General features: G+C 69.3%; 27 protein-coding genes. 7 read left to right on the top strand and 20 right to left on the bottom strand.

Going from position 1 to position 24,012, the window contains the following annotated elements; genetic code table 11:
- Positions 1-153: 153 nt before the first annotated feature.
- Positions 154-1,152 carry an NAD(P)H-quinone oxidoreductase gene (locus tag M9917_RS10775; protein WP_297253541.1) on the bottom strand — a complete coding sequence of 333 codons (999 nt, stop codon included), beginning with the start codon at positions 1,150-1,152 and terminating at the stop codon, positions 154-156.
- 96 nt (positions 1,153-1,248) lie between these two features.
- Between M9917_RS10775 and M9917_RS10780 the strand changes: the two genes are divergently transcribed.
- Together M9917_RS10780 and rcdA are read left to right on the top strand one after the other, a co-directional pair.
- Positions 1,249-1,449, top strand: a complete 201-nt coding sequence (locus M9917_RS10780; protein WP_297253543.1) for a DUF1192 domain-containing protein — start codon at positions 1,249-1,251, stop codon at positions 1,447-1,449.
- Between the two features lie 316 nt (positions 1,450-1,765).
- Positions 1,766-2,284 (top strand): protease adaptor protein RcdA, encoded by a 519-nt coding sequence (gene rcdA / locus M9917_RS10785; protein WP_297253545.1) that lies wholly within the window; start codon positions 1,766-1,768, stop codon positions 2,282-2,284.
- Positions 2,285-2,376: 92 nt separating this feature from the next.
- On the opposite strand, the gene rpmE is transcribed toward rcdA, so the two are convergent.
- Complete coding sequence (gene rpmE / locus M9917_RS10790) at positions 2,377-2,613, bottom strand: 50S ribosomal protein L31 (protein WP_297253547.1); 237 nt, start codon at positions 2,611-2,613, stop codon at positions 2,377-2,379.
- Positions 2,614-2,834: 221 nt separating this feature from the next.
- On the opposite strand from rpmE, the gene M9917_RS10795 reads away from it, so the two are divergent.
- On the top strand, positions 2,835-4,631 hold the full coding sequence (locus M9917_RS10795; RefSeq protein ID WP_465246374.1) for an ABC transporter transmembrane domain-containing protein: 1,797 nt from the start codon (positions 2,835-2,837) through the stop codon (positions 4,629-4,631).
- A gap of 9 nt (positions 4,632-4,640) precedes the next feature.
- Here the strand turns inward: M9917_RS10795 and M9917_RS10800 are convergent, their stop codons facing one another.
- The 13 genes from M9917_RS10800 to tkt form a co-directional block, all read right to left on the bottom strand.
- Complete coding sequence (locus tag M9917_RS10800; RefSeq protein WP_297253549.1) at positions 4,641-4,943, bottom strand: c-type cytochrome; 303 nt, start codon at positions 4,941-4,943, stop codon at positions 4,641-4,643.
- Positions 4,944-4,947: 4 nt separating this feature from the next.
- Positions 4,948-5,967: a peptidoglycan -binding protein gene (locus M9917_RS10805; RefSeq protein ID WP_297253551.1), complete on the bottom strand. Its 1,020-nt coding sequence runs from the start codon at positions 5,965-5,967 to the stop codon at positions 4,948-4,950.
- A gap of 29 nt (positions 5,968-5,996) precedes the next feature.
- The gene (locus M9917_RS10810) at positions 5,997-7,007 is read right to left on the bottom strand and encodes a flagellar motor protein MotA (RefSeq protein WP_297253553.1); all 1,011 of its coding nucleotides are present in this window, start codon (positions 7,005-7,007) and stop codon (positions 5,997-5,999) included.
- An 88-nt stretch (positions 7,008-7,095) separates the two neighbouring features.
- Complete coding sequence (locus M9917_RS10815) at positions 7,096-7,887, bottom strand: inositol monophosphatase family protein (RefSeq protein ID WP_297253555.1); 792 nt, start codon at positions 7,885-7,887, stop codon at positions 7,096-7,098.
- Positions 7,888-7,978: 91 nt separating this feature from the next.
- Positions 7,979-8,899 (bottom strand): tetratricopeptide repeat protein, encoded by a 921-nt coding sequence (locus tag M9917_RS10820; protein WP_297253557.1) that lies wholly within the window; start codon positions 8,897-8,899, stop codon positions 7,979-7,981.
- Entirely contained in the window at positions 8,896-9,549 is a 654-nt protein-coding gene (locus M9917_RS10825; protein WP_297253559.1) for a thiamine phosphate synthase, read from the bottom strand. The genes M9917_RS10820 and M9917_RS10825 overlap by 4 nt, the downstream gene beginning before the upstream one ends.
- On the bottom strand, positions 9,546-10,700 hold the full coding sequence (locus tag M9917_RS10830) for a benzoate/H(+) symporter BenE family transporter (protein ID WP_297253561.1): 1,155 nt from the start codon (positions 10,698-10,700) through the stop codon (positions 9,546-9,548). Before M9917_RS10830 ends, M9917_RS10825 begins: the two co-directional genes overlap by 4 nt.
- A gap of 267 nt (positions 10,701-10,967) precedes the next feature.
- Positions 10,968-12,050 (bottom strand): class II fructose-bisphosphate aldolase, encoded by a 1,083-nt coding sequence (fba, locus tag M9917_RS10835; protein ID WP_297253562.1) that lies wholly within the window; start codon positions 12,048-12,050, stop codon positions 10,968-10,970.
- An 84-nt stretch (positions 12,051-12,134) separates the two neighbouring features.
- Positions 12,135-12,398, bottom strand: coding sequence for a hypothetical protein (locus M9917_RS10840; RefSeq protein WP_297253564.1), 264 nt, complete (start codon positions 12,396-12,398; stop codon positions 12,135-12,137).
- Between the two features lie 58 nt (positions 12,399-12,456).
- Entirely contained in the window at positions 12,457-13,650 is a 1,194-nt protein-coding gene (locus M9917_RS10845) for a phosphoglycerate kinase (RefSeq protein ID WP_297253565.1), read from the bottom strand.
- The gene (locus M9917_RS10850) at positions 13,647-14,081 is read right to left on the bottom strand and encodes a hypothetical protein (protein WP_297253567.1); all 435 of its coding nucleotides are present in this window, start codon (positions 14,079-14,081) and stop codon (positions 13,647-13,649) included. The genes M9917_RS10845 and M9917_RS10850 overlap by 4 nt, the downstream gene beginning before the upstream one ends.
- Positions 14,082-14,152: 71 nt before the next feature.
- The gene (gene gap / locus M9917_RS10855) at positions 14,153-15,163 is read right to left on the bottom strand and encodes a type I glyceraldehyde-3-phosphate dehydrogenase (protein ID WP_297253570.1); all 1,011 of its coding nucleotides are present in this window, start codon (positions 15,161-15,163) and stop codon (positions 14,153-14,155) included.
- A gap of 92 nt (positions 15,164-15,255) precedes the next feature.
- Positions 15,256-17,253 carry a transketolase gene (gene tkt, locus M9917_RS10860; RefSeq protein ID WP_297253572.1) on the bottom strand — a complete coding sequence of 666 codons (1,998 nt, stop codon included), beginning with the start codon at positions 17,251-17,253 and terminating at the stop codon, positions 15,256-15,258.
- 227 nt (positions 17,254-17,480) lie between these two features.
- Between tkt and M9917_RS10865 the strand changes: the two genes are divergently transcribed.
- Complete coding sequence (locus tag M9917_RS10865; RefSeq protein WP_367273918.1) at positions 17,481-17,783, top strand: DUF4164 family protein; 303 nt, start codon at positions 17,481-17,483, stop codon at positions 17,781-17,783.
- Between the two features lie 20 nt (positions 17,784-17,803).
- Positions 17,804-18,172, top strand: a complete 369-nt coding sequence (locus tag M9917_RS10870) for a cell division protein ZapA (protein WP_297253574.1) — start codon at positions 17,804-17,806, stop codon at positions 18,170-18,172.
- An 80-nt stretch (positions 18,173-18,252) separates the two neighbouring features.
- Here the strand turns inward: M9917_RS10870 and pal are convergent, their stop codons facing one another.
- Positions 18,253-18,762 (bottom strand): peptidoglycan-associated lipoprotein Pal, encoded by a 510-nt coding sequence (gene pal, locus M9917_RS10875; protein ID WP_297253575.1) that lies wholly within the window; start codon positions 18,760-18,762, stop codon positions 18,253-18,255.
- A gap of 137 nt (positions 18,763-18,899) precedes the next feature.
- On the opposite strand from pal, the gene M9917_RS10880 reads away from it, so the two are divergent.
- Positions 18,900-19,385 (top strand): hypothetical protein, encoded by a 486-nt coding sequence (locus M9917_RS10880; RefSeq protein WP_297253576.1) that lies wholly within the window; start codon positions 18,900-18,902, stop codon positions 19,383-19,385.
- A 46-nt stretch (positions 19,386-19,431) separates the two neighbouring features.
- Here the strand turns inward: M9917_RS10880 and tolB are convergent, their stop codons facing one another.
- The 4 genes from tolB to tolQ are packed head-to-tail and all read right to left on the bottom strand — an operon-like array spanning position 19,432 to position 23,182.
- On the bottom strand, positions 19,432-20,769 hold the full coding sequence (gene tolB, locus M9917_RS10885; protein WP_465246350.1) for a Tol-Pal system beta propeller repeat protein TolB: 1,338 nt from the start codon (positions 20,767-20,769) through the stop codon (positions 19,432-19,434).
- 5 nt (positions 20,770-20,774) lie between these two features.
- Positions 20,775-21,980, bottom strand: coding sequence for a cell envelope integrity protein TolA (gene tolA, locus M9917_RS10890; protein WP_297253577.1), 1,206 nt, complete (start codon positions 21,978-21,980; stop codon positions 20,775-20,777).
- Between the two features lie 29 nt (positions 21,981-22,009).
- Positions 22,010-22,459, bottom strand: coding sequence for an ExbD/TolR family protein (locus tag M9917_RS10895; protein WP_297253578.1), 450 nt, complete (start codon positions 22,457-22,459; stop codon positions 22,010-22,012).
- A gap of 12 nt (positions 22,460-22,471) precedes the next feature.
- A complete protein-coding gene (gene tolQ, locus M9917_RS10900) occupies positions 22,472-23,182 on the bottom strand; it encodes a protein TolQ (RefSeq protein ID WP_297253579.1) in 711 nt (236 codons plus the stop codon).
- Between the two features lie 570 nt (positions 23,183-23,752).
- On the opposite strand from tolQ, the gene M9917_RS10905 reads away from it, so the two are divergent.
- The gene (locus M9917_RS10905; RefSeq protein ID WP_297253580.1) at positions 23,753-23,998 is read left to right on the top strand and encodes a hypothetical protein; all 246 of its coding nucleotides are present in this window, start codon (positions 23,753-23,755) and stop codon (positions 23,996-23,998) included.
- Positions 23,999-24,012: the final 14 nt, after the last annotated feature.

The raw sequence follows: 24,012 nt of genomic DNA on the forward strand, positions 1-24,012 counted from the left end.
ACGCAAAGGCAGGGTCGCGGACAAAAGCTCTCATGCGCCGACCGGCCTCCCCGGCCGGCCATCCAAATCATCGACGATGAGCAGGATGGCGCGCCTTATAGGCGAGGGCGGGGCGGGTGTCCATGAAAAGCGTGTGATATGAGAGGTCGCGGCTCACACCGTCAGCACGATCTTGCCGATATGGGCGCTGGACTCCATCAGGCGGTGTGCGTCCGCCGCCTCAGCCAGCGGGAAGGTCGCATGGATCGGCGGCTTGCAGCGCCCCGCTTCCAGCAGCGGCCAGACCTTTTCGGAGAGCGCGGCGGCGATCGTCGCCTTCTCGGCCACGCTGCGCGGGCGCAGCGTCGAGCCGGTATGGGTCAGCCGCTTCAGCATCAGCCGGCCGAAATTGACCGTCGCCTTCGGGCCGCTGAGGAAGGCGATCTGGACGATGCGGCCCTGATCGGCGGCGGCCTCGTAGTTGCGGTCGATATAGTCGCCACCGACCATGTCGAGGATCAGGTCGACGCCGCGCCTGCCGGTCGCGGCCTTCGCCACCGCTACGAAATCCTCGGTCCGGTAGTTGATCGCGTGGTCGGCGCCGAGCGCGCGGCAGGCGGCGCATTTGTCCTCGGAACCGGCGGTTGCCAGGACCGTCGCGTCGAACGCCTTGGCGAGCTGGATCGCCGTGGTGCCGATGCCCGACGAGCCGCCATGGACGAGAAAGCTCTCGCCGGCCTGCAAGCCCCCGCGCTGGAAGACATTGCTCCACACCGTGAAGAAGGTCTCCGGGATCGCCCCCGCCTCGGTGAGGGTGAGGCCGCCGGGGACGGGCAGGGCGTTCGTCTCGTCGACCACGGCATATTGCGCATAGCCGCCGCCGGCGACGAGGGCGCAGACGCCGGCGCCGATGGCGAAGCGCCGGGCGCCCGCGCCCTGCGCCACCACCGTGCCGGCGAATTCGAGGCCGGGGATGTCGGAGGCGCCGGGTGGCGGATTGTAGCCGCCCTGACGCTGGAGGACGTCGGGGCGGTTGATGCCGGCCGCGGCGACGGCGACCAGGATCTGGCCCGGGCCGGGCTGCGGGACCGGGCGCGTTTCCGGCCGCAGCACTTCGGGGCCGCCCGGCGCCGCCATGCCGATCGCCGTCATCGTCTCAGGGATGCTGGTCATGGGTGCGGTGTCCTTTCGGATTGGTGCGTCGCAGCGTGACTGCGGTGCAAACTCGTCTAGCTTGCCGCGCGCAGTTTGAGCAGATGCGAGGCCGCCATGTCGATATTCCCGGAGGACGACCGCTCCAAGCCGAAGGGCGTTCACGAGATCGGGCAGGATCTGTCGATGCTGTCCCTGGCCGAGATCGACGAGCGCATCGCAGCGCTCGAGGCCGAGATCGAGCGCCTCGTCGAGACGCGGGCACGCAAGGACGCCTCGCGCTCGGCGGCGGATGCGTTCTTCCGCAAGCCCGCCTGAAAAAGCGCCAAAAAGAAACGGCCGTTAAGGGAGCGTTAATGATTCCAAAGTATGAATCGCAACATCCAGTTTGTCTGGATGTCGAGTGGCTCCTGCCCACTCTGTTTGACGCCTCCCTGTTGACCTTCGAGCCGCCTCCAGGCGGCTCTTTTTTTGTCCGCGCGCCTTGCTGCCGCCACAGGGTTTAGCCTCGTTAAGGTTAACCGGACCTTACCGGCGCCGGAGCGCGCGATCGGCGCTATCCTTGCGACCTCGGCTGCTGACCCGTGACGTGTTCCTCAAAGGCGCACGGGGTTGTGCCGATGGGGGACACCGCATGTACGACGCCCAACTGCTCGATTCCCGGACGCAAGGCGAGGCGATCTCGTTTGCGCGCGGCTTCGTGCGCTCCGAAGCCTTCATGCTGCTGTTCCGCGAGGGCATGGGGCTGGTCGAGCAGACGGCCGCCTATCTCGACGGCGACGGGCGCAAGGACGCCGCCGCCCTGCCGCGCGAGGCGGCCTTGACCTATGCCACCGAAAGCATGCGCCTGACGACCCGGCTGATGCAGATCGCCTCCTGGCTCCTGGTGCAGCGCGCGGTCGCGGAAGGCGAACTCACCGCCGAGCAGGCCCGCAGCGAGCACGCCAAGGTCAAGACCGGTGAGCCGATGGCCGCGCCGGCCGAGTCCGTCCTGGCGCAGCTGCCGGAGCGGCTCGGCGCGCTGGTGATGCATGCGCTCAGGCTCCAGGAGCGCATCCACCATCTCGAGCGGCAGATGTCAGGCACGCCTTCCGCGCGCGCCAACCCGGTTCTGGACCAGCTCGCGAGCCTCGAGGCACGGCTCGGGCGCTGACGAGGCAATCCGCGCGCAAAAACGGAAAACCCGGCCTTAAGGCCGGGTTTCTTTGTCTGAGGTCAAGGACAAGGGCGCCTGGGTGCCGCAGATCACTTCTTGCCGATCGCGCCCAGGCCGCCGAAGCGCGAGTTGAAGCGCGAGACGCGCCCGCCGCGATCCATCAGCTGCTGGGTGCCGCCGGTCCAAGCCGGATGCGTCTTGGGGTCGATGTCGAGGTTGAGCGTGTCGCCTTCCTTGCCGAAGGTCGAGCGGGTGACGTATTCGGTACCATCGGTCATGACGACCTTGATGGTGTGGTAATCGGGGTGGATGCCGGTCTTGGCCATGGCGATATCCTCAAAACTTACAAAAACGGGCATGTCGACAAGCAGGCGAGCCTGCCCGGCCCGTCGAAAGAATTCGGATGAGCCTGTCGTGAAGTCGCGTGCACATATCGCAGCCGGCGCTGCAGCGCAAGCGCTGCCCTGCGGCGTTGCGTCGTTTGCCAAGCCCGCCGCGATCGGCTTGACGAGATCGATTGAAAGAGCGCGCTTGGTGCGTGCGGAAGATGCAGGAGGCCCGGCGCGTGGCCGAAGCTGAGAAGAACGAGACGAAAGCGCGGCCCGATTTCCGCTCGCTGATGACCTTCTGGCCCTATGCGCGGGCGCAGAAGCGGAGGATCTCCTTCGCCCTCGCCGCGCTCGTCGTCGCGTCGCTGGCGACGCTCGCCCTGCCGCTGGCGGTCCGGCGTGTCATCGATGCCGGCTTCGCGGGGGGCGAGCGGCAGCTCGCCGACAGCTATTTCATCCTGCTGATCGGCGTCGTCGGCGTGCTGGCGCTGGCCTCGTCGGCGCGGTTCTACCTCGTCATGACGGTGGGCGAGCGCATCGTCGCCTCCTTGCGCGCCGACGTCTTCCGGCATCTCACGCGGCTGGAGCCCGCCTTCTTCGATTCGAGCAAGGCGGGCGACCTCGTCTCGCGGCTCACCGCCGACACGACGCAGATCAAATCGACCTTCGCCTCGACCGCCTCGATCGCGCTGCGCAACGCCATCATGACGCTCGGCGCGCTCGCGATGATGGTGGCGACGAGCCCGCGGCTTTCGGCGATCGTCATCGGCGTGATCCCGCTGATCGTGATCCCGCTGGTCGTCTCCGGCCGCTCGGTCAGGCGGCGCTCGCGGGCGGCGCAGGACAGGCTTGCGGACGCCTCCGCCTTCGCGGCCGAGGCGGTCGGCGCGATCCGCACGATGCAGTCCTTCGGTGCGGCGCGCCAGACCTCGGCCCGCTTCGAGGCGGCCTCCGACGAGGCTTACGCGGCCTCGCGGGCGGCGACGGCCTCGCGCGCGCTTTTGTCCGGCGTCGCGATCTTCCTGGTCAGCGCCAGCGTGGTCTGCGTGCTCTGGGTCGGGGCGACCGAGGTCTTCGACGGGCGGATGAGCGGCGGGCGGCTGTCGCAGTTCATCCTCTATGCGGTGCTGGCGGCAAGCTCGCTCGGCCAGCTCTCCGAGGTCTATGGCGACATCAGCGCGGCGGCGGGCGCCTCGGGCCGGCTCGGCGAGATCTTGGCGATGAAGCCGGCGATCGCGGCGCCGCCGCACCCCAGGCCGATGCCGCAGCCGCCGCTGGGCGAGCTTTCCTTCGAGGCCGTCTCCTTCAGCTATCCCGGCCGCGTCGGGCCGGCGCTGTCGGACCTTTCCTTCTCGGTCAGGCCCGGCGAGCGGATCGCGCTGGTGGGCCCCTCGGGGGCGGGCAAGAGCACGGTGCTGCAATTGGCGCTGCGCTTCTACGACCCGCAGGACGGGCGCGTCGTCGTCGACGGCATCGCGGGGCCGGAGGCCGATCCGGAAGCCTGGCGCGAGCGCTTCGCGCTGGTGCCGCAGGAGCCGACGGTGTTCGGCGTCTCGATCAGCGACAACATCGCCTATGGCCGCCCCGGCGCCACGCGCGAGGAGGTCGAGGCGGCGGCGCGGCTGGCGGCGGCGGACGCGTTCATCCGCGCCCTGCCGCAGGGCTACGACACGGTCGTCGGCGAGCGCGGCGTCACGCTCTCGGGCGGGCAGCGGCAGCGGCTCGCCATCGCACGCGCGATCCTGAAGGACGCGCCGATCCTCCTGCTCGACGAGGCGACCTCGGCGCTCGATTCCGAAAGCGAGCGGGCGGTGCAGGACGCGCTCGACCGGCTGATGCAGGGGCGCACGACGCTGGTGGTGGCGCACAGGCTCGCGACCATCCTCTCGGCCGACCGCATCCTGGTGATGGAGGACGGGCGCATTGTCGAGGAGGGCAGCCATGCCGAGCTCAAGGCGCGCGGCGGGCTCTATGCGCGGCTGGCGGCGCTGCAATTCGGGCTGGAGACGGCCTGAGGCGCCGCTTCAGCGCGGCGGCAGCGCGGCGTAATAGGCGGCGAGCGCCGCGATCTCGGCGACCGACATCGCGCGCGCCATGTAGCGCATCTCCTTGTGCGCGCGCTTGCCCGAGCGGAAGGCCATCATCTGGTTGTAGAGATAGCGCTCGTTCTGGCCGGCGATATGCGGCACCTCGGTATCGCGCGCGATGCCGTCGATGCCGTGGCAGGCCGCGCATTCCGCGATGATGCCGACGCGCGGTTCCGCCGCCGCCGGCCCGCAGAGCAGCAGGGCCGCTGCGATGGCGGCGAGAATCGGCCGATGCGGCATCGGGTCAGCGCTCCGTGATCTTGAACTCGATGCGGCGGTTGCGGCGATGCGCCTCGTCGGTGTTGGCGAGGTCGAGCGGCTGGAACTCGCCGAAGCCGGTCGCGGCGACCCTGTCGGACGGCAGGCCGCGCGAGATCAGGTATTCGACGACGGCGATGGCGCGGGCCGAGGAGAGATGCCAGTTCGAGGGGAACTGCGCGGTCTTGATCGGGCGGTTGTCGGTATGGCCGTCGACGCGCAGGATCCAGGGCAGGTCGGGCGGCATCTCGTTGCCGAGATCGAGCAGGATGGCTGCGAGCTTGTCGAGCTCGACCTTGCCGTCGGGCTTCAGCACGGCCTGGCCGGCATCGAAGAAGACCTCCGACTGGAAGACGAAGCGGTCGCCGACGACGCGGATGTCGGGCCGCATGCCGAGCACCTGCCGCAGCCGCCCGAAGAAGTCGGAGCGGTAGCGCGCCAGTTCCTGCACGCGCTGGGCGAGCGCGACGTTGAGCCGCGAGCCGAGCTCGGAGATGCGCGCCTGCGATTCCTTGTCCTTGGCCTCGGAGGCGGAGAGCGCCTCCTCCAGCGCCGCGAGCTGGCGGCGCATGGCGAGGATCTGCTGGTTGACGAGCTCGACCGTCGCCTGGGCGCGGGCGGAGAGCTGTTTCTCGGCGTCGAGCTCCTTCTGCGATTCGGCGAGCCGGGCGCCGGCGTCGCTGCCGGCTTGCGTCTCGATCAGCCCTTGCAGGCGGCTGCGCTCGCCCTGCGCCTGCGCCAGGGTCGACTGCATGAGCTGGAGGCTCTCCTGCGCCTGCCGGTTCGACGAGCGCTCGAGCGCCAGGAGGTCGGTCAGCTCGGAGATCTGCTTGTTCAGCCGTTCGAGCGCGGTGTCCTTGCCGGTCAGTTCCTGCGAGAGGAAGAACTGGCCGAGCACGAAGACGGTGAGCAGGAAGACGATGCCGATCAGCATCGTCGAGAGCGCGTCGACGAAGCCGGGCCAGAAATTCACGTCCTCGCGGCGATGGGCGCGGGAAAGGGCCATCGGTCAAGCTCCCGTGGTGCTCGCCGGCATCATGGCTCGGTGATCTGGTCGGCGGTAAGGCGGTCGATCAGGCGTTTCAGGTCCTTCTCGCGGGCGGCCTGCGCCTCGACCCAGTCGCGGATCATCTGCTGCTCGGAGCGCATGTGCTGGACGAGGCCCTGGATGCCCTCGGCGAGATTGGCGAGCGCCTGGGTCGCGGCGCGGTTGTTCGAGGCGCCGTCGGCCATGGCGGCGCTGAGCTGCTCGAAGCGGTCGGCGAGCGGATTGCCGGCCGCCAGCAGGGCTGCGGACGCGCCCGGCTGGGCGGTGCGGCTGCCGAGCCAGCCCTCGACCTCGTTGCGGAAGCGGCGCTGCGCCTGCCCGACCTGAAGGTCGAGGAAGCCGAGGATGAGCGAGCCTGCGATGCCGAACAGCGAGGACGAGAAGGACAGGCCCATGCCGGCGAGCGGGGCCGAGAGGCCGGCCTTCAGCTCGTCGAAGAGGACGCCGGCCTCGGCCCCGGTGCGCAGCGACTTGATGACGGTGCCGACCGAGCCGACCGTGTCGAGCAGGCCCCAGAAGGTGCCGAGCAGGCCGAGGAAGACGAGCAGACCGGCGAGATAGCGCAGCACCTCGCGCCCGTCGTCGAGCCTGACCGCGATCGATTCCAGCGTCGAGACGGCCTGCGCCGGGAGAAGCGTGCCGCTTTCCAGGGCCGGCAGCACCGAGCCCAGCGGGGCGATGACCTGGCCGCGGCGGACCACGGCGGCGGCCGGCGCGGCGGCGAGCCCGGTCGCGGCGCGCGCCTCGCTGTGGAGGCGCCAGAGCTCGCGCAGCGCGATCAGGCAACCGACGAGCAGGGCTCCGAGGATCAGGCCGTTGAGCCCCGGATTGGTCATGAAAGCCTGGATCAGGCCGGCTTGCAGGATGTAGCCGAGGAAGCCGATCAGGGCGAGGAACAGAACCGCGCGGACGACGTAGCGCAGCGGCCGCGAGAAGCGGACCGGCGTCCGCATCGGTGCGGCCGGTGCCGTCTCGGCCGCGAAATCCTCAATCGCCATGCGTCGTGTTCCGTTCGCCTCGGAGTGCGGGAGGGACTGTCGCCTCCCGCGCCGCCGGGATCAAGGGCGAAAGAGCAACAGGTCCGCCTCAGCCGGCCGCGGTTTTGAGCGCCTGGCCGAGCGCGCGCTCGCCCGCCTCGTTGCCGCAGATGATGTCCTTCGCGCTGGTCACGGGCTTGCCGTCGAGCGTGCCGAACGTGCCGCCGGCCTCGCGGATCAGCACGGCGCCCGCCGCGAAATCCCAGGTGTTGAGGCCGCGCTCCCAATAGGCGTCCATGCGCCCGGCGGCGACATAGGCGATGTCGAGCGCGGCCGAGCCCATGCGGCGGACATTGGCGAAGCGCGGCATCACCGCCGCGAGCTCGCGCAGGAAGAGGCCGTGGCCGCCCTTGCCGATATGCGGGATGCCGGTGCCGATCAGCATCTGCGCCGGCTCGGTCTGGCCGGAGACGCGCAGGCGTCGGTTGTTGACGAAGGCGCCCTTGCCCTTCTCCGCCATGAACATCTCGTCCTTGGCGGCGTCGTAGACCACGCCGGCGATGAACTGGTTGTCGCGCTCCAGCGCCACCGAGATGTTCCAGTGCGGGATGCCGCGCAGGAAGTTGTGGGTGCCGTCGAGCGGGTCGATATGCCAGCGGTTGCTCTCGTCGCTGCCCTGGACGACGCCGCTCTCCTCCATGACGAAGCCGTAGCCGGGGCGGGCCTTCTCCAGCGCCTCGCGCAGGATGGCCTCGGCCTTGTGGTCGGCCTTGGAGACGAAGTCGCCCGGACCCTTGGCCAGAACCTGCAGATTCTCGACCTCGCCGAAATCGCGCTTGAGCGAGCGGGACGCCTTCATCACGGCGTCGGTCATCACGGTCATCAGGGGGGAGCGGATCATCGCAAGCCTCTTGCGCGCCATCACGGCGCGATGAGCCGGCGGCCTCAAGCGCGCCCGGCGGAAATTGGTTGAGCCGTCCCTTGCGCGGCTCTCAGGGCGCCGTCAAGACGGCGCTCGCGATCCGGCCGGCGGCCATGCGGGCGGCGCGGGCCTGCTGCTCGGGGTTGAGCCGCTCGAACTGCTCGTCGAGCGCGGGGTCCTTGAGCCCCTGCGCGCGGGCGGCGAGATGCCAGGCGGCGGCTTCGATCGAGTCCGGGGCGATGCCCAGCCCGAACTGGTAGAGCTTGGCGAGGCGGTTCTGTGCGATCGGGTTGCCCTGCCAGGCGGCGCGCCGGAACAGGGCGGCGGCCGCGGCCTCGTCCTTCGCGACGCCGGCGCCGTTGAACAGCATGATGGCGTATTCGACCTCGCCGGGGATGTTGCCGGCCTCGGCCGCCTGCTTCATCCAGCGGGCGGCGGCCTCCTCGCTTGCGGGCATGCCGCGCCCCTGCTTCGCCAGCACGCCGAGCGCATGCATCGCGTCGCCGACCCCGGCCTTCGCCGCAACTTCGAGATGGGCGACGGCGCGCTTGTCGTCGGCCTCGCGGTTGGTGGCGAGCAGCGCCAAAGCGAGGTTGTAGTTGGCCGCGGGGTGGCCGGCGGCGGCCGCCTTCTCCAGCAGCGCGCCGGCGCGGCCTGCGTCGCGCTTGTCGCCCTTATCGTCGAGGAGCTGCATCGCCAGCGCGAAGGCGGCGTTGATGTCGCCGCGGGCCTCGGCGCGCTCGTACCACTCGCTCGCGACCTTCCGGTCGGGCGCGACGCCGAGCCCCTGACGATAGAGCTCGCCGATCAGGGTCATCGCTGCGGCGTCCTGATTGTCGGCCTCGATGCGCTTCAGCGCTTCGCCGAGCGCGCGGCGGTAATGCCCGGTCTGATAGGCGCCATAGGCCAGATCAGGCGTGGGCGCTGCCGCCCCGGCCGGAGCTGCGAGCAGGGCGCCCGCCAGCAGGACGAGGCCGGAAAGCCGCCTCATCGTGCGCTCTTGCGCGCCGCGCAGGCGGCGAGCGCCCGATTGGCCTCCTCGACCAGGGCGCGGATGTCCTGCCCCTCGTCGAAGGCCCAGGCGCCGAGCGCGACGAATTCCGCGCCGGTCTCGGCCAGCGCCGGCACGGCCCCGGCATCCGGCGCATAGGCGACGCAGGGCGTCTGGAAGATCTCGGCCCACCAGCCGGCGCGCTCGAGCACGGCCGCGAGCGGCGGCATAGAGCCATCGGGCCGCGGCTCGCCGAACATCACGTAATCGACGCCGGCCTCGCCCGCATCCATGGCGTCGTGGCGGGCGCGCAACGCCCCGATGCCGATGATGCGCTCGCCCTTCAGGCTGGAGCGGGCCTCGGCGACCGCCGCCGGGCCGCCGGTGAGATGGACGCCGTCGGCACCGCCGCGCGATGCGACGAGCGCGCTGTCCTCGACGACGAGGGCGACGTCGTTGGCCTGGACCGGGCCGGCGAGGCGCTTGACGCGCTCGATCCGGCTGCGCTCGTCGCCGGGGGCCAGCCGCAGCAGCACGGCGGCGATATCGCCGCCGGCCATGGCCTGCATCAGGCGAAAGGCCATGGCCTCAGCGTCCGCCACAGGCGGGGTGACGAGCATCAGGCGGGTGGGGGGGGCTTGCGTCGTCATGATCGGCTGCGCAAACGGCCCGCGGCGAGGTCCAATGTCAAGACCGCAAGTCCCGCGACGAGGCTCCAGAAGGCCGAGCCGATGCCGAACAGCGAGAGGCTGGAGGCGGCCACGGTGAAGGTGACGACCGCCGCGAAGCGCTCCCTGTCGGAGGCCATCGCCTGCGCCAGCGCGCCCGTCAGCGAGCCGACGAGGCCAAGCCCCGCCACCGCGACGATCAGCGCCTTGGGCAGCGCCAGCAGCACCGCGATCAGGAGGCCGGTGCAGGCCGCGACGCCGAGATAGGCGAAGCCGTAGACGATGCCCGCCTTCCAGCGCTCGGCCGGATCGGGATGGGTATCGCCGCCGGTGCAGATCGAGGCGCTGATCGCCGCCATATTGGTCATATGCGCGCCGAAGGGGGCGGTGAGCAGCGAGGCCGCCCCGGTGACGAAGAGGGCGGGTGCCGTCGGCGGCCTGTAGCCGGCGGCGCGCAGCACGGCGAAGCCCGGCAGGTTCTGGGCGGCCATGGTGACGAGATAGAGCGGGACGCCGATGCCGAGCATGGCGGCAATATCGAAGCGCGGCGTGACCAATTCGAGGCCGGTCAGCGTCATCGCGCCGGCGGGCCAATGAGCGAGCCCCCCGGCGAAGCTGATCGCGATGCCGGCGACGAGCGCCGCGATGACGCCGAGGAAGGGGCTGACGAGCCGCGCCAGCAGGAAGACCGCGAGCAGGGTAAGCACCAGCAGCGGCGAGACGCGCATCTCGTCGAACACCGCCGCGACGAAGCGGAAGATGATGCCCGCGAGCATCGCCGAGGCGACCGGCATCGGAATGCGCTCGATCAGCCGGCCGAGCGGGCGGAAGGCGGCGGTCAGCATGATCAGCCCGGCGGCGAGGAGGAATGCGCCGACGGCCGAGGCCATGTCGAAGCCGGTCACGGCGGCGATCAGGGCCGCGCCCGGCGTCGACCAGGCGCAGATCATCGGCAGGCGGTGGCGCCAGGAGAGCCAGATGCTGGAGGCGCCCGTGGCGAGGCACAGCGCCGCGATCCAGGAGATCGTCTGGCCGGGCGTGGCGCCAAGCGCCTGCGCGGCCTGGAGGATGACGGCGACCGAGGCGGTGAAGCCGACGAAGACCGCGACCAGGGCTGAGAAGACGATCGACATGGCGGGGAGGGGTGACGTCGCCGGAAAGAGCGCGGGGAACCCTCTCGCGGAGGGAGAGGGCAGGGTGAGGGGAAGGCCGTTGGACGGATTGCCGTGAGGTGGTCGCTGCGCGGCGGTGAGGTTTCGTCTCGCTGGTCGAAGGGCCGACACCTACCCCTGCCCCTCTCACTGATCTCGGGCTTGCCCGAGATCAGCACTCAAAGTGTCGAAGTCGGCAACAGCCGGCTTCGATGCAGGAGAGGGGACCCCGCGCCTTTTCTGAGGCGCTTACGCCGCCTTCTTCGCGCCGAAGGTCGGGTCGAGTTCGCCCTTGGCGTAGCGCCTGGCCATCTCGGCCAGCGTGATCACGCGCTTGATCTTCGAGGCCTGGCCGGCGGTGTTGAACTCCTCGAGCCGCTTCCTGCAGAGCGCCGTCATCGCCTCCATGGCGGGCTTCAGGTATTTGCGCGGATCGAACTCGCCGGGATGCTCCGACAGGATCTTGCGGATCTGGCCGGTCATCGCCATGCGGTTGTCGGTGTCGATGTTGATCTTGCGCACGCCGTGCCTGATGCCGCGCTGGATCTCCTCGACCGGCACGCCCCAGGTCTGCGGCATCTTGCCGCCGTACTGGTTGATGACGTCCTGGAGGTCCTGCGGAACGCTGGATGAGCCGTGCATGACGAGATGCATGTTCGGCAGCTTCTTGTGGATCTCCTCGATGACGTGCATCGCCAGGATCGCGCCGTCGGGCTTGCGGGTGAACTTGTAGGCGCCGTGCGAGGTGCCCATGGCGATGGCGAGCGCGTCGACCTTGGTCTCGGCGACGAACTTCACCGCCTCGTCCGGGTTGGTCAGGAGCTGGTCGTGGGAGAGCTTGCCCTCGGCGCCGTGGCCGTCCTCCTTCTCGCCCTCGCCGGATTCGAGCGAGCCGAGCACGCCGAGCTCGCCCTCGACCGAGATGCCGCCGAGATGGGCCATGTCGGTGACCGTCTTCGTCACGCCGACATTGTAGTCCCAGTCGCCCGGGGTCTTGCCGTCGGCCTTGAGGGAACCGTCCATCATAACCGAGGTGAAGCCGGCCTGGATCGCGGTCATGCAGGTCGCCGGCTCGTTGCCGTGGTCGAGATGCACGCAGACCGGGATGTGCGGATAGATCTCGGTGACGGCGTCCATCATGTGCTTGAGCATGATGTCGTTGGCGTAGGAACGGGCGCCGCGCGAAGCCTGGATGATGACGGGCGCGTCGGTCGCGTCCGCCGCCGCCATGATCGCGAGCGCCTGCTCCATGTTGTTGATGTTGAAGGCGGGCACGCCATAGTCGTTCTCGGCGGCATGATCGAGCAACTGGCGAAGCGTGATACGGGCCACGATGGCACTCCCCTTTGGCAAACGGATCTGGGGAGGGTTTAGCGGGCAACCGCGACGAAGGTAAAGCGAAAGCGGAATATGGGCTTAAAATCCGCGCCCGCGCGCTTCGAGCGCCGCGACGCGCTCCTCGACGGCGGCGAGCTCCTCGGCGAAATTGCCGGTGATCGACTTCGCCATGACCAGCAGCCCGGCGGTGTCGCGGCGCTGCTTGCGGACGAGGTCCTCGAGCGGGCCGAAGCGCTGCTCGACCTGCTCGAAGCGCGTGTTCACCTCGGCCCGGAAGAAAGCCAGATCGGCCTGAATCTTCTTCAGGATCTCGAACATAGCGCTCTGTACGTTCTCGCTCATGGTCGGCTCCCGCTGCTATGAGAACATAGCATAAACACGAGCCGTCGCAAGGGCGACTTCAGTCCTTCCGCAGCGCCTCGACGCCCGGCAGGGCCTTGCCTTCCATCCATTCGAGGAAGGCGCCGCCCGCCGTCGAGACGTAGGAAAGCGCGTCGGCGACGCCGGCATGGTTCATCGCCGCGACGGTGTCGCCGCCGCCGGCGACCGCGACGAGCGTGCCGGCCTCGACGCGCTTCGCCGCCGCCTTGGCGACCGCGACGGTCGCGGTGTCGAAGGGCGGCAGCTCGAAGGCGCCGAAGGGGCCGTTCCAGACCAGCGTCCTGACCTTGTCGAGGCGCAGCACCACCTCGGCGATCGAGAGCGGGCCGGCGTCGAGGATCATCTCATCGGCCTCGACCTCGCCGACCGGCACGATCCGGTAGGCCGGGTGGGCCTTGAACTCGCGCGCCACCAGCGCATCGACCGGCAGCAGGATTTCGCAGCCGGCGGCCTTCGCCTTCCCCTCGATCTCGCGGGCGGTGCCGGTCAGGTCGTGCTCGCAGAGCGACTTGCCGACGCCGATGCCGCGCGCGGCGAGGAAGGTGTTGGCCATGCCGCCGCCGATGGCGAGCACGTCAACCTTCTTCACCAGGTTGCCGAGCAGGTCGAGCTTGGTCGAGACCTTGGCACCGCCGACGATCGCCATCACCGGGCGGGCGGGGTTGTCGAGGCCGGCCGAGAGGGCTTCCAGCTCCGCCTGCATGGCGCGCCCGGCGAAGGCCGGCAGCACATGGGCGAGCCCTTCCGTCGAGGCATGCGCCCGGTGCGCGGCCGAGAATGCGTCGTTGACATAGAGATCGCCATTGGCGGCGAGCGCCTTGCCGAACTCGGCGTCGTTCTTCTCGTCGCCGGCGTGGAAGCGGGTGTTCTCCAGCAGGAAGACATCGCCGTTCTTCGCGGCGGTAAGCGCGTTCGCGACGGGGGCGCCGATGCAGTCAGCGACGAAGGCGACGGGCCGGCCGAGCGCCTGCGTCAGCGCGGGGGCGACCTGCCTCAGGCTGTTCTTGTCGTCGCGGCCCTTGGGGCGGCCGAAATGGGCGAGCAGCACGACCTTGCCGCCCTTGTCGGCGATCTCGCGGATGGTCGGCAGCACGCGGTCGATGCGGGTGGTGTCGCTGACCTTGCCGTCCTCCATCGGGACGTTGAGATCGACGCGGACGAGGACGCGCTTTCCGGCGAGATCGGCGTCGTCGAGGGTGCGGAAGGCGCTCATCGCGGCAACAGCCCCCCGAACAGGCCGGGCACGCCGAACTTCAGCACCAGGATGGTGAGAATGACGGTCAGCACGGCCGTGACGAGCGCCGTCACGAACAGCGTTCCGGCGCGCGGGGTCGCGTCGATGCGGCTGCGCAGGGCGGCGATCTCGCCACGGATCGCGGCGAAGTCCATCGTGCCGGCTGCGGCGTCGACCTTCTGGGCGCTGCGCTCCAGCGAGGCTTCGGCGCGGGTCAGCACGGCCTCGTAGCGGGCGAATTTCTCCTCGATGCGCGCCGCCTTCTCCTCGATGCGGGAGAGCTGGTCGAGCTTTCGCGGCTCGGCGGCGGGCGCCATCGCCTCGGGAGCAGGGCCGGATGCGGGGGGCGGCGTCGAGACGGGCGGCTCGGTGCTCGCCGGGGTCACGACGGTCGGCTCGATCTTGGCCATGGTCTCTCCGTAGCTGGGAGGTGTCGGGCGAGGCCGCGCGCTTCAAGGCGGCGCGGCCTCGCATTCATGCATCAGATGAGGGCGCCCATGGCGACGGCGGTGTCGCTCATGCGGTTCGAGAAGCCCCATTCGTTGTCGTACCAGGTCAGGATGCGCACGAACTTGTCGTCCATGACCTTGGTCTGGTCGAGCGCGAAGGTCGAGGAGGCCGGGTCGTGGTTGAAGTCGATCGAGACGTTGGGCTGGTCGGTGACGGCGAGGATGCCCTTCAGCGGCCCGCGCTTCGAGGCCTTGACGATCGCCTCGTTGATCTTCTCGACCGAGGTCTTGCGCTTTGAGAGGAACTTGAAGTCGACGACCGAGACGTTCGGCGTCGGCACGCGCACCGAGGTGCCGTCGAGCCGGCCCTTGAGCTCGGGGATGACGAGGCCGATCGCCTTGGCGGCGCCGGTCGAGGTCGGGATCATCGAGAGCGCGGCGGCGCGCGCCCGGTAGAGATCCTTGTGCATCGTGTCGAGCGTCGGCTGGTCGCTGGTGTAGGCGTGGATCGTGGTCATGAAGCCCTTGTCGATGCCGACCGCGTCATGCAGCACGCGCACGACCGGGGCGAGGCAGTTCGTCGTGCAGGAGGCATTCGAGACGACGACGTGGTCCTTCGTCAGGGCCGCGTTGTTGACGCCGTAGACGACGGTGAGATCGGCGCCGTCGCAGGGGGCGGAGACCAGCACGCGCCTGGCGCCGGCGGCGAGATGGGCGGCCGCCTTGTCGCGCGTGGTGAAGATGCCGGTGCATTCCAGCGCGATGTCGACGCCGAGCGCCTTGTGCGGCAGCTCCTTCGGGTCGCGGATCGCGGTGACCTTGATCGGGCCGCGGCCGACGTCGATCGTGTCGCCGGAGACCGTCACCGTGCCGGGGAAGCGGCCATGGACGGAGTCGTAGCGGAAGAGATGGGCGTTGGTCTCGACCGGACCGAGATCGTTGATCGCCACGACCTCGATGTCCTTGCGCTTCGACTCGATGATCGCGCGCAGAACGTTGCGCCCGATGCGGCCGAAGCCGTTGATCGCCACCTTGACCGTCATGTCTTCCTCTCCTTCGCCGAGCGAACCGGCGATGCCGTCGCTATCCACGCGGGCAATTCGGCCAAAGCATGGCCGAACGCAAGATAAAACCGTTAGCCGTTGTGCCGCTTCATCGCGGCGTCGGCGATCGCCTCGGCCGTGATGCCGAAATGCCTGTAGACCTCCTTGTAGGGGCCGCTCGCCCCGAAGGAGTGCATGCCGACGAAGCCGCCGTCAGGACCGATCACCGCATCCCAGCCGAAACGCACCCCGGCCTCGACCGCGACCTTGACCGGAGCCTGGCCGATGATCGCCGCTTGCGTCGCCTGATCCTGTGCGAGCAGGAGTTCGAGCGAGGGCACCGAGACGACCCGCGCCCGCACGCCCTTCTCGGCGAGCAGCTTGCGGGCGGCGACGGCGAGCTCGACCTCGGAGCCCGAGGCGAAGAGCGAGACCTGCGCCTTGCCGCCCTCTGCCGGCAAGAGCTCGTAGGCGCCCGCCGCCGAGCGGTTCTTCGCCGTGGCGTCGGTGCGCAGCTGCGGCAGGTTCTGGCGCGACAGCGCCAGCACGGTCGGTCCGTCGGTGCGCTCCAGCGCAGCCTGCCAGGCTTCCGCCGTCTCGACCGCGTCGGCCGGGCGGAAGACGCGCATGTTCGGCATGGCGCGAAGCGAGGCGATCTGCTCGACCGGCTGGTGGGTCGGGCCGTCCTCGCCGAGCCCGATCGAATCATGGGTCATGACGTAGACGACGGGCAGGCCCATCAGCGCGGCGAGCCGCATCGAGGGACGGGCATAGTCGGCGAAGACCAGGAAGGTGCCGCCGCCGGTGCGGAAGCCGCCATGCAGCGTGATGCCGTTCATCGCTGCCGCCATGCCGTGCTCGCGGATGCCGTAGCGGACATAGCGGCCCTTCGGGGTCCTGGGCGTGAAGTCCTCGGCCGCCCTGGTGCGGGTGTTGTTGGAGGGGGTGAGGTCGGCCGAACCCATCACCAGCTCCGGCATGACCGGGGTGATCGCTTCCAGCGCCAGCTCCGAGGCCTTGCGGGTCGCGACCGCCTGCGGCACGGCGATCAGCGCCTTCTTGTGGGCGAGGATCGCCCGGTCGAGCCTTGCCGGGACGGCATGGCCAAGGCGGCGGTCGAAATCGGCGCGCTTGCGCTCGGAAAGCGCGGCGAAGCGCTCCTTCCAGGCCTTGTGCGCGGTGCTGCCTGCCGCGCCGAAGCCGCGCCAGGCCTTCAGCACATCGGCCGCGACCTCGAAGGCGCCGCCGGTGATGCCGAGCTTCTTCTTGGCGGCGGCGAGCTCCTCCGCGCCCAGCGGCTCGCCATGGGCCTTGGAGGTGCCTGCCTTCTTCGGTGCGCCGAAGCCGATCACCGTCCTGCAGGCGATCATCGTCGGCTTGCTCGATTTCTGCGCCCGGCGGATCGCGGCCTCGATCGCGTCGGGGTCATGGCCGTCGACGCGCTCGGAGCGCCAGCCGCAGGCCTTGAAGCGCGCGACCTGGTCGACATTGTCGGTGATCGAGAGCGGGCCGTCGATCGAGATGCCGTTGTCGTCCCAGAGCACGATCAGCTTGCTGAGCTTCTGGTGGCCGGCGAGCGCGATCGCCTCCTGGCTGATGCCCTCCATCAGGTCGCCGTCGGAGGCCAGCACATAGGTGTGATGGTCGACGATCTTCCGGCCGAACTCGGCGGCGAGCATGCGCTCGGCCATCGCCATGCCGACGGAGGTGGCGAGCCCCTGGCCGAGCGGGCCGGTGGTGGTCTCGACGCCGGCGGTCATGAAGTTCTCGGGGTGTCCCGGCGTCTTCGATTCGAGCTGGCGGAAGTTCTTCAGATCGTCGAGCGCCATGCCCGGCGCGCCGGTGAGATAGAGCAGCGCGTAGAGCAGCATCGAGCCATGGCCGGCGGAGAGCACGAAGCGGTCGCGATCGGGCCAGCGCGGATCGGCGGCGTCGTAGGTCATCACGCGGGTGAACAGCACGGCGGCGATGTCGGCGGCGCCCATCGGCAGGCCGGGATGGCCGGACTTGGCCTTTTCGACACCGTCCATCGCCAGGCCGCGGATGGCGTTGGCGAGCTTGTCGTGCTGGGCGCGGTCGATGCTGGTCATGATGATCTCGCGGGCTTTTAGGTCTGGCGGGCTTAAGGCCGATCCGGCCCGGCGGGCAGGCTTTGGAAAAGGACGGGTGGATTAGGCCCTGCGCTTGCCGCGAGTCAATTCGCGCGAAGCCGGTTTTGGGGGTGTTCCGATGGCGGCGATTCCTGTTTTCCGGCGTTCTCATGTAGATTCCTGCAGACGAATCGCGGGAGCCGCTTCGATCTGAAAGGAGAGCGAGGGTGGCGAGCCTGATGCTGGACAATGCGCTGGCGCGTCTGGATGCCGCGCTGGGGCAATTGGAGGCGGCGGCGCGGCGGCGCGTCGAGGCGGAGCGCGGGCGCGGCAATCTCGAGACCGAGCTTGCCCTGATGCAGGACGACCGGGCGCGGCTGGCGGCCGAGCTCGACGGCGCGATGGCGCGGCTTAGCGAGGTCGAGACGGCCGCCGCCGATGTCGACCAGCGGCTGGAGCGGGCGATGAACGTCGTCGGCGCGGTGATCGCGCGGGCGCAGGTGGCGCCGCCGGAGCCCGAGGCGGGTTAGAACGAAGAACCGGAGGCCGGATGCCGCAAGTCAACGTCATGATCGCCGGGAAAGCCTACCGCATGGCCTGCGGGGAGGGCGAGGAGAGCCATCTCGAGGGGCTCGCCCGGTTCTATGACGGCAAGATCGGCGAGATGCGGCAGGCTTTCGGCGAGATCGGCGACATGCGGCTGCACGTCATGGCGGCGCTGATGGTGGCCGACGAGGTGCATGAGCTGAAGCAGCGGCTGATGAAGCTCGAAGCGGACCTCATGGCGACGCAGGGCGATGCCGGCGCCGCCGACCGGCGCCTGGGCGAGGTCGAGGACCGGGCGGCGGAAGCGCTCGCCGCCGCAGCGGAGCGGATCGAAGGCGTGGCGAGGAGCCTGATCCCGGCGCCGCCGGGATAGGCTTGCGTATCATCCGCGCAAAAAACCGAAGGCCCCGGATGTTCCCATCCGGGGCCTTCGCTGTCGTAGCTGCGCAGCGATCAGACGCCCGGCGCGCCGCCGTCGAGCACGGTGACGGCGCGGCGGTTCTGCGACCAGCAGGAGATGTCGTTGCAGACCGCGACCGGGCGCTCCTTGCCGTAGGAGATGGTGCGCATGCGGCTGGCGTCGATGCCGCGCGAGGCGAGGTAGTCGCGCACCGTCTGGGCGCGGCGGGCGCCGAGCGAATAGTTGTATTCGCGGGTGCCGCGCTCGTCGGCATGGCCCTCGACGGTGAAGGAGTAGCGCGGATAGCGCTGGAGCCAGCCGGCCTGCTTGTCGAGGGTCGAGGTGGCGGTCGAGGTCAGGTCGGTCGAGTCGGTCTCGAAGAAGACGCGGTCGCCGACATTGACGACGAAGTCCTGGGCGCTGCCGGGCGTGGCGGCGCCGCCGGCACCGAAGCCCGAGGCGTCGGCGTTCTGGTCCTTGGCGCAGGCGCCGAGCGCGAGCGTGGCGGCGATCGCGGCGGCGAAACGGACGGCACGGCCGCCGGGCAGGAGAGAGATCGACATGGCTGAACTCCGGGAAATTTGTGGCGGCGCGCTTCTGGAACGGCTTTCGCGTTGCTCCATCAATGAAGCGTCAACCTAAACGAGACCTTGCCAGAACAAGGCGAAGTGGCGGCATTAGGGCACATGGTTAACCAATCATGGCGAAGGAGGTTCCCGGGCTCGCTGTGGCGCGGGGGACACAGGGCGTCGGTGCGGCTTTCGTGGGACCCTCGCCGGTTGCCGGTCCTCCGAACGGTGATAGCTTTGCCATCATGTGGTTTGCGGTTCACGTTCTGATAGGTCATTCCGACGCAGAGAGCACTTCTGGCGAGATCGTCGTCGAGGAGAGTGTTTGCGTCGTAGACTGCGATACAGCCGCCGAGGCTGAACGGCTCGGGGCAGAAATCGCGGAGCGATATGCTCAAACGAAGATAAGTTATCTCGATCCACGCCCCAGCAAGGTCGAGAGCATGGGAGTGCGTCGGGTGGTGGTGATATCAAATCCCGACCTGGGCGCGGATGCGCCTCCGCGGCACGAGACGGAGATCACCTACGAGATCATGAAGTTTGCGAACCGACAGGATCTCGAGAACTATCGCGAGGGCGTCTCGATCAACGCAACTTTTTGGGAAGAGCCGCAATGATCCCCTGATCAGCAGGCTCCCAACGAAAGCGATAACCGTTCCCGCTTCAGCGCTGGGCGCTGAGCAGCGGCGACCAGGTCGGGTCGGAGGCGTAGGCCGGGGTCGGCACCGGCACCTCGACGCGGCCGGTGATGTCCACCATGTACAATTTGCCGCCGGACTGGCCGCCCGGATCGCGGAAGAACATGATGAACTGGCCGTTCGGCGCCCAGTTCGGCGCCTCGTTGTGGAAGCCCTCGGTCAGGATGCGCTCGCCCGAGCCGTCGGGGCGCATCACGCCGATGGCGAAGCCGCCGCTGCCCTGGCGGGTGAAGGCGATCAGGTCGCCGCGCGGCGACCAGGAGGGCTGCGAATAGCGGCCCTGGCCGAAGGAGATGCGCTGGCCCTCGCCGCCGCCGGCCGGCATCACGTAGAGCTGCTGCTGGCCGCCGCGGTCGCTCTCGAAGACGATGCGCGAGCCGTCGGGCGCGAAGGAGGGCGAGGTGTCGATCGCCGCCGTCGAGGTCAGGCGCTGCGTCGTGCGCGAGCCGATGTCGATGGCGTAGAGATTGGCGTTGCCGCCCTGCTGGAGCGAGAGCACGACGCGCTGGCCGTTGGGCGCGAAGCGCGGGCTCGAGCTCATGTCGGGGAAGTTGCCGACGATCTGGCGCTGGCCGGTCTCGATGTTGAGCACCTGCACGCGCGGCTGCTCGCCCTGGCGCTGCGACATGAAGGTCACGTCCTGCGAGACCGGCGAATAGCGCGGCGTCACCACCGAGACGTCGCCATTGGTGAGGAAGCGCACATTGGCGCCGTCCTGGTCCATGATCGCGAGGCGCTTGCGGCGGTTCTCCTTCGGGCCGGATTCGTCGACGAAGACGACGCGGGTGTCGAAGAAGCCGCCGAGCCCGGTGATCTTCGAGAAGATCGCGTCCGAGATGATGTGGCCGACGCGGCGGTTGTTGCTCGGATCGGTGAAATATTGCTGGCCGTCGGTCTGGGTGCCGCTGGCGACGTCCCAGAGCCGGAACTCGGCCCGGATGCGGCCCGCCTCGCGCGAGACGCGGCCGGTGACCAGCGCCTGCACGCCCGCCGCCTGCCAGGCCTGGAACTGCGGGGCGGCATCGAAGGGCGGGTTCTTCTCGGGGTGGCGGCTCTTGTCGACCGGGAGGAAGTAGCCGCAGCGCTTCAGGTTGTTGGCGATCACGCCGGAGACCAGCACGCCGCCCTCGCCGCCGAAATCGGCGATGGCGATCGGCATCGGCTGGAAGGTGCCGCCGCGCAGGTCGATGACGAGCTCGGCCCTGGCGAGGCCTGGCATCATCAGCGCGGCGCCGGCGGTCATCAGCAGGCGGCGGCGCGTCGGCGCGGCCGCGAGGAGGGGAAGGGGGGTGCGGTCGATCATCGGGGTCACAGAACGTCCCTGGCGTCGAAATTGACGACGACGTCGCGCCAGTCGTCGTAATAGGCGGCGAATTGCGCCGGGATGCGCAAGGGCGCGCAGCGGCGGGTGGCGGTCAGCGCCGAATCGGCGGCGACCCGGAAGAGCGGATCGGAGGAGGAGTTGATCACGCCGGGCTGGCCGGAAAGCGAGCCGTCGGTGTTGAGCCTCATCCTGACGGAGGGAACGACATTGCCGTTGCCGTGGGCGTTCGCCAGCGCGATCGGCACGTTCCAGCACTTCAGGAGCTGGTCCTGGATGATGCCGATGAGCTGCGCGCGCAGCGAGGGGCTGAGCTTCTGCGACGTCCCGCGCTCGGTGCCGAGCGAGGCGGTGCGGTTGATCTGCGGCGCGGCGGAGCCGGAGGACTGCGCCTTCTCCTTCGACTGGAGCAGGCGGGCGATGTCGCTGGCGTTGAAGTTCTTGGCGATCTCCGCCTCCTTCTTCGCCTTGGCTTCAGCCTCCCGCTTCGCTTTGGCCTCGGCGGCGAGCTTCGCCTTCTGCTCGGCTTCCGCCTTGGCCTTCGCCGCAGCTTCGGCCTGTTCCTTCGCTTCCTTCTCGGCCTGCGCCTTGGCGAGCGCCTCGGCCTTGGCCTTCGCCTCGGCGGCGCGCTTGGCGGCCTGGGCCTCGGCTTCCGCCTTGGCCGTGGCGGCGGCCTTCGCCTCCTCATCGGCCTTCTTCGCCTTGGAGGCGAGCTCGGCCTCCTCGGCGAGGCGGGCGAGCTCCTCGCGCTTCTGCTCGGCCTCGCGGGCGGCGGCCTCGCTCTTCTGCGGCGGCTGCCTAGCGGGCTCGGGCGGCTTGGGCTCGGGCTTTGGCGGTTCGACCGCGCGCGTCGGCGGCGGGGCGGCCGCGGCGTTGTTCTCGGCGGTCTTCAATTCGGGCGGGCGCGAGGGCGGGGCGGGCGTATCGGCCCTGGCCTCACCCGCTTCCTTGCGCTCGACGGCCTCGGACTGGCGCTCGGCGCGCGGGGTGGGTTGGGCCTGCACCTTCTCGGCGCTGCGCTCGCCGCGCGTCACCTGGTTCAGCGCGCTCGGGTCGACGAGCTCGACGGCGATGGCTTCCTCGTGCTCCGGCAGCGGCGCGGGCGACGAGAACGCCAAGAGCCCCGCGACGAGGAACGTCGCGTGGCCGAGCGCCGACACCAGCATGCCAGGTTCGGAGGTCGAAAGCTTCACGCCCTGAACATCCTCAACTCTTCAAATCCTCAGCGGCTCGCCGGCTCGGTGACGAGGGCGACCCGCTTGAAGCCGGCGGCGGTGATGGTCGACATCACCGAGGCGACGCGGCCGTAATCGACCTGCCGGTCGCCGCGTACATAGATGCGCTCGTCGAAGCCCTGCCGGGCCAGGCCCTGGAGCTTGGCGACGAGATCGGGCTCGAGCGTCGGCTCGTCCTGGAGGAAGATCTGGCCCTTGCCGTCGATGGCGATGGTCAGGGGCTTCTGGTCGACATTGATCGGCTTGGCGCCGGTCTGCGGCAGGTCGAGCGGGACGCCGGTCGCGATCAGCGGGGCCGCGACCATGAAGATGATCAGCAGCACCAGCATGACGTCGATGAACGGCGTCATGTTGATCTCGGCGATGGCGCCGTGGCGGCGCCCGCGGCGGCCCCGGCGGCCGGATCCCTTGGCGGCGGTGGCGGCGGACATGCCCATTGCTTCAGCTCCTCACGCGGCCATGCGCTCGTCGATCTGCCGCGACAGGATCGCGGAGAACTCGTCGGCGAAGGCTTCGAGCCGGCCTTGCGCCTTGGCGACCTCGGCCTGGAGCTTGTTGTAGGCCATCAGCGCGGGGATCGCGGCGAAGAGGCCGATCGCGGTGGCGAAAAGCGCCTCCGCGATGCCCGGCGCCACGACCGCGAGCGAGGAATTCTTGGAGACCGCGATCGCGGTGAACGAGGTCATGATGCCCCAGACCGTGCCGAACAGGCCGATGAAGGGAGCGGCCGAGGCGATGGTGGAAAGCACCAGGAGCTTCGATTCGAGCCGCTCGGTCTCGCGCTGGATGGTGACGTCGAGCACCTTGTCGATGCGCTGCGAGAGGCTGGCGACCGAGCGCCCGCCATTTTCGAAGGAGCGCTTCCACTCGCGCATCGCCGCGACGAAGACGGCGGCCATGTCGTTGACCTGCTTGCCGGCGAGCTCGCGATAGAGCTCCTCCAGCGAGCGGCCGGACCAGAACACCTCCTCGAAGGCGTCCATGTCGCGCCGCGTGCGCCGGTAGAGCAGCGTCTTGTCGACGATGATCGACCAGCACCAGACCGAGGCGCCCATGAGCCCGAGCATCACCAGCTTGACGACGATATGGGCGTGCCAGAACAGCGTCCAGAACGACATGTCGATCTGTGGCGCGGCCTGCGCGACGTCGGCGGGGTTCATCCAGTCATCCTTCTCAACCCAGGCGGTACGCCGATGCCGGATGCCGTAAGGCTCCATCATCGGTCCAAACCCGCCGCTCGCGCCGCGGGAGACCCACGCCGCCGCCCGATCCGCGATCCGGGGAAATGCCGTATCCCGTCAATCGCGCGTGAATCCGGCGAAAGATGGGCCGAAACGGGGTTTCCCAGGAAACGCATGCTGCGGAGCGAGTTAAGCTCCCGGCAAGGTTAATGTCCGGTATACGGGCAGGCGGCGCAGCGCCTCAGCTGCGCCGCAGGCGCGGCTCGACCGGCGGGACCGGGCCCTCGGACGGCGTGCAGCGCTTCAGCCTCAAGGCGTCGGCGTTCCCGGCGGAGTTCCCGGTCCGGCGGTGCTTCATCCCGGGATGAAAAGACGGCGGTATGGCGCGGACCGATGCTGGCGCGTCGCTTGCGTGGCGAGGCGCAGTGCAATGCTGGGTGCCTCGCCATGAGACAGAATGACCTGAAATCGAACGCTAACGGCGATGTTCGACACGACCGGCCGATTTCGAGGAGGGCCGCCGGGGCGTTCCTCTGCGGAGCGAGCGTGGTGGCCCTGTCGGTGCTCATGGCGAGCCAGGATGCGAACGCCCAGGGCCTCGTCATCACCAGGCAGTATTATGCCGGCGGCTCGACCACCGTTCTTCAGAGGCTTCGCGGAACAGGCCATGTCACGCAGCTCCAGGACGGAGCTCCCGGCAACAACTGTCCCATTCCCTCCTTCGAGATCGTCAACCCGCGGCAGGGAGAGGCACGCTGCGTGGGTTACGTCGCGCCCTCCTGGCTGGAGCGATAGGCTCCGCGAGGCGG

The organism is Bosea sp. (in: a-proteobacteria) (assembly GCF_023953965.1).
Classification (GTDB): Bacteria; Pseudomonadota; Alphaproteobacteria; order Rhizobiales; family Beijerinckiaceae; genus Allobosea.

Excerpts from the sequence above, each read along its gene's own strand:
- M9917_RS10775 (WP_297253541.1), bottom strand. The coding sequence starts at position 1,152 with ATGACCAGCATCCCTGAGACGATGACGGCGATCGGCATGGCGGCGCCG.
- M9917_RS10780 (WP_297253543.1), top strand. The coding sequence starts at position 1,249 with ATGTCGATATTCCCGGAGGACGACCGCTCCAAGCCGAAGGGCGTTCAC.
- rcdA (WP_297253545.1), top strand. The coding sequence starts at position 1,766 with ATGTACGACGCCCAACTGCTCGATTCCCGGACGCAAGGCGAGGCGATC.
- rpmE (WP_297253547.1), bottom strand. The coding sequence starts at position 2,613 with ATGGCCAAGACCGGCATCCACCCCGATTACCACACCATCAAGGTCGTC.
- M9917_RS10795 (WP_465246374.1), top strand. The coding sequence starts at position 2,835 with ATGCAGGAGGCCCGGCGCGTGGCCGAAGCTGAGAAGAACGAGACGAAA.
- M9917_RS10800 (WP_297253549.1), bottom strand. The coding sequence starts at position 4,943 with ATGCCGCATCGGCCGATTCTCGCCGCCATCGCAGCGGCCCTGCTGCTC.
- M9917_RS10805 (WP_297253551.1), bottom strand. The coding sequence starts at position 5,967 with ATGGCCCTTTCCCGCGCCCATCGCCGCGAGGACGTGAATTTCTGGCCC.
- M9917_RS10810 (WP_297253553.1), bottom strand. The coding sequence starts at position 7,007 with ATGGCGATTGAGGATTTCGCGGCCGAGACGGCACCGGCCGCACCGATG.
- M9917_RS10815 (WP_297253555.1), bottom strand. The coding sequence starts at position 7,887 with ATGATCCGCTCCCCCCTGATGACCGTGATGACCGACGCCGTGATGAAG.
- M9917_RS10820 (WP_297253557.1), bottom strand. The coding sequence starts at position 8,899 with ATGAGGCGGCTTTCCGGCCTCGTCCTGCTGGCGGGCGCCCTGCTCGCA.
- M9917_RS10825 (WP_297253559.1), bottom strand. The coding sequence starts at position 9,549 with ATGACGACGCAAGCCCCCCCCACCCGCCTGATGCTCGTCACCCCGCCT.
- M9917_RS10830 (WP_297253561.1), bottom strand. The coding sequence starts at position 10,700 with ATGTCGATCGTCTTCTCAGCCCTGGTCGCGGTCTTCGTCGGCTTCACC.
- M9917_RS10840 (WP_297253564.1), bottom strand. The coding sequence starts at position 12,398 with ATGAGCGAGAACGTACAGAGCGCTATGTTCGAGATCCTGAAGAAGATT.
- M9917_RS10845 (WP_297253565.1), bottom strand. The coding sequence starts at position 13,650 with ATGAGCGCCTTCCGCACCCTCGACGACGCCGATCTCGCCGGAAAGCGC.
- M9917_RS10850 (WP_297253567.1), bottom strand. The coding sequence starts at position 14,081 with ATGGCCAAGATCGAGCCGACCGTCGTGACCCCGGCGAGCACCGAGCCG.
- gap (WP_297253570.1), bottom strand. The coding sequence starts at position 15,163 with ATGACGGTCAAGGTGGCGATCAACGGCTTCGGCCGCATCGGGCGCAAC.
- tkt (WP_297253572.1), bottom strand. The coding sequence starts at position 17,253 with ATGACCAGCATCGACCGCGCCCAGCACGACAAGCTCGCCAACGCCATC.
- M9917_RS10870 (WP_297253574.1), top strand. The coding sequence starts at position 17,804 with ATGCCGCAAGTCAACGTCATGATCGCCGGGAAAGCCTACCGCATGGCC.
- pal (WP_297253575.1), bottom strand. The coding sequence starts at position 18,762 with ATGTCGATCTCTCTCCTGCCCGGCGGCCGTGCCGTCCGTTTCGCCGCC.
- M9917_RS10880 (WP_297253576.1), top strand. The coding sequence starts at position 18,900 with ATGGCGAAGGAGGTTCCCGGGCTCGCTGTGGCGCGGGGGACACAGGGC.
- tolB (WP_465246350.1), bottom strand. The coding sequence starts at position 20,769 with ATGATCGACCGCACCCCCCTTCCCCTCCTCGCGGCCGCGCCGACGCGC.
- M9917_RS10895 (WP_297253578.1), bottom strand. The coding sequence starts at position 22,459 with ATGGGCATGTCCGCCGCCACCGCCGCCAAGGGATCCGGCCGCCGGGGC.
- tolQ (WP_297253579.1), bottom strand. The coding sequence starts at position 23,182 with ATGAACCCCGCCGACGTCGCGCAGGCCGCGCCACAGATCGACATGTCG.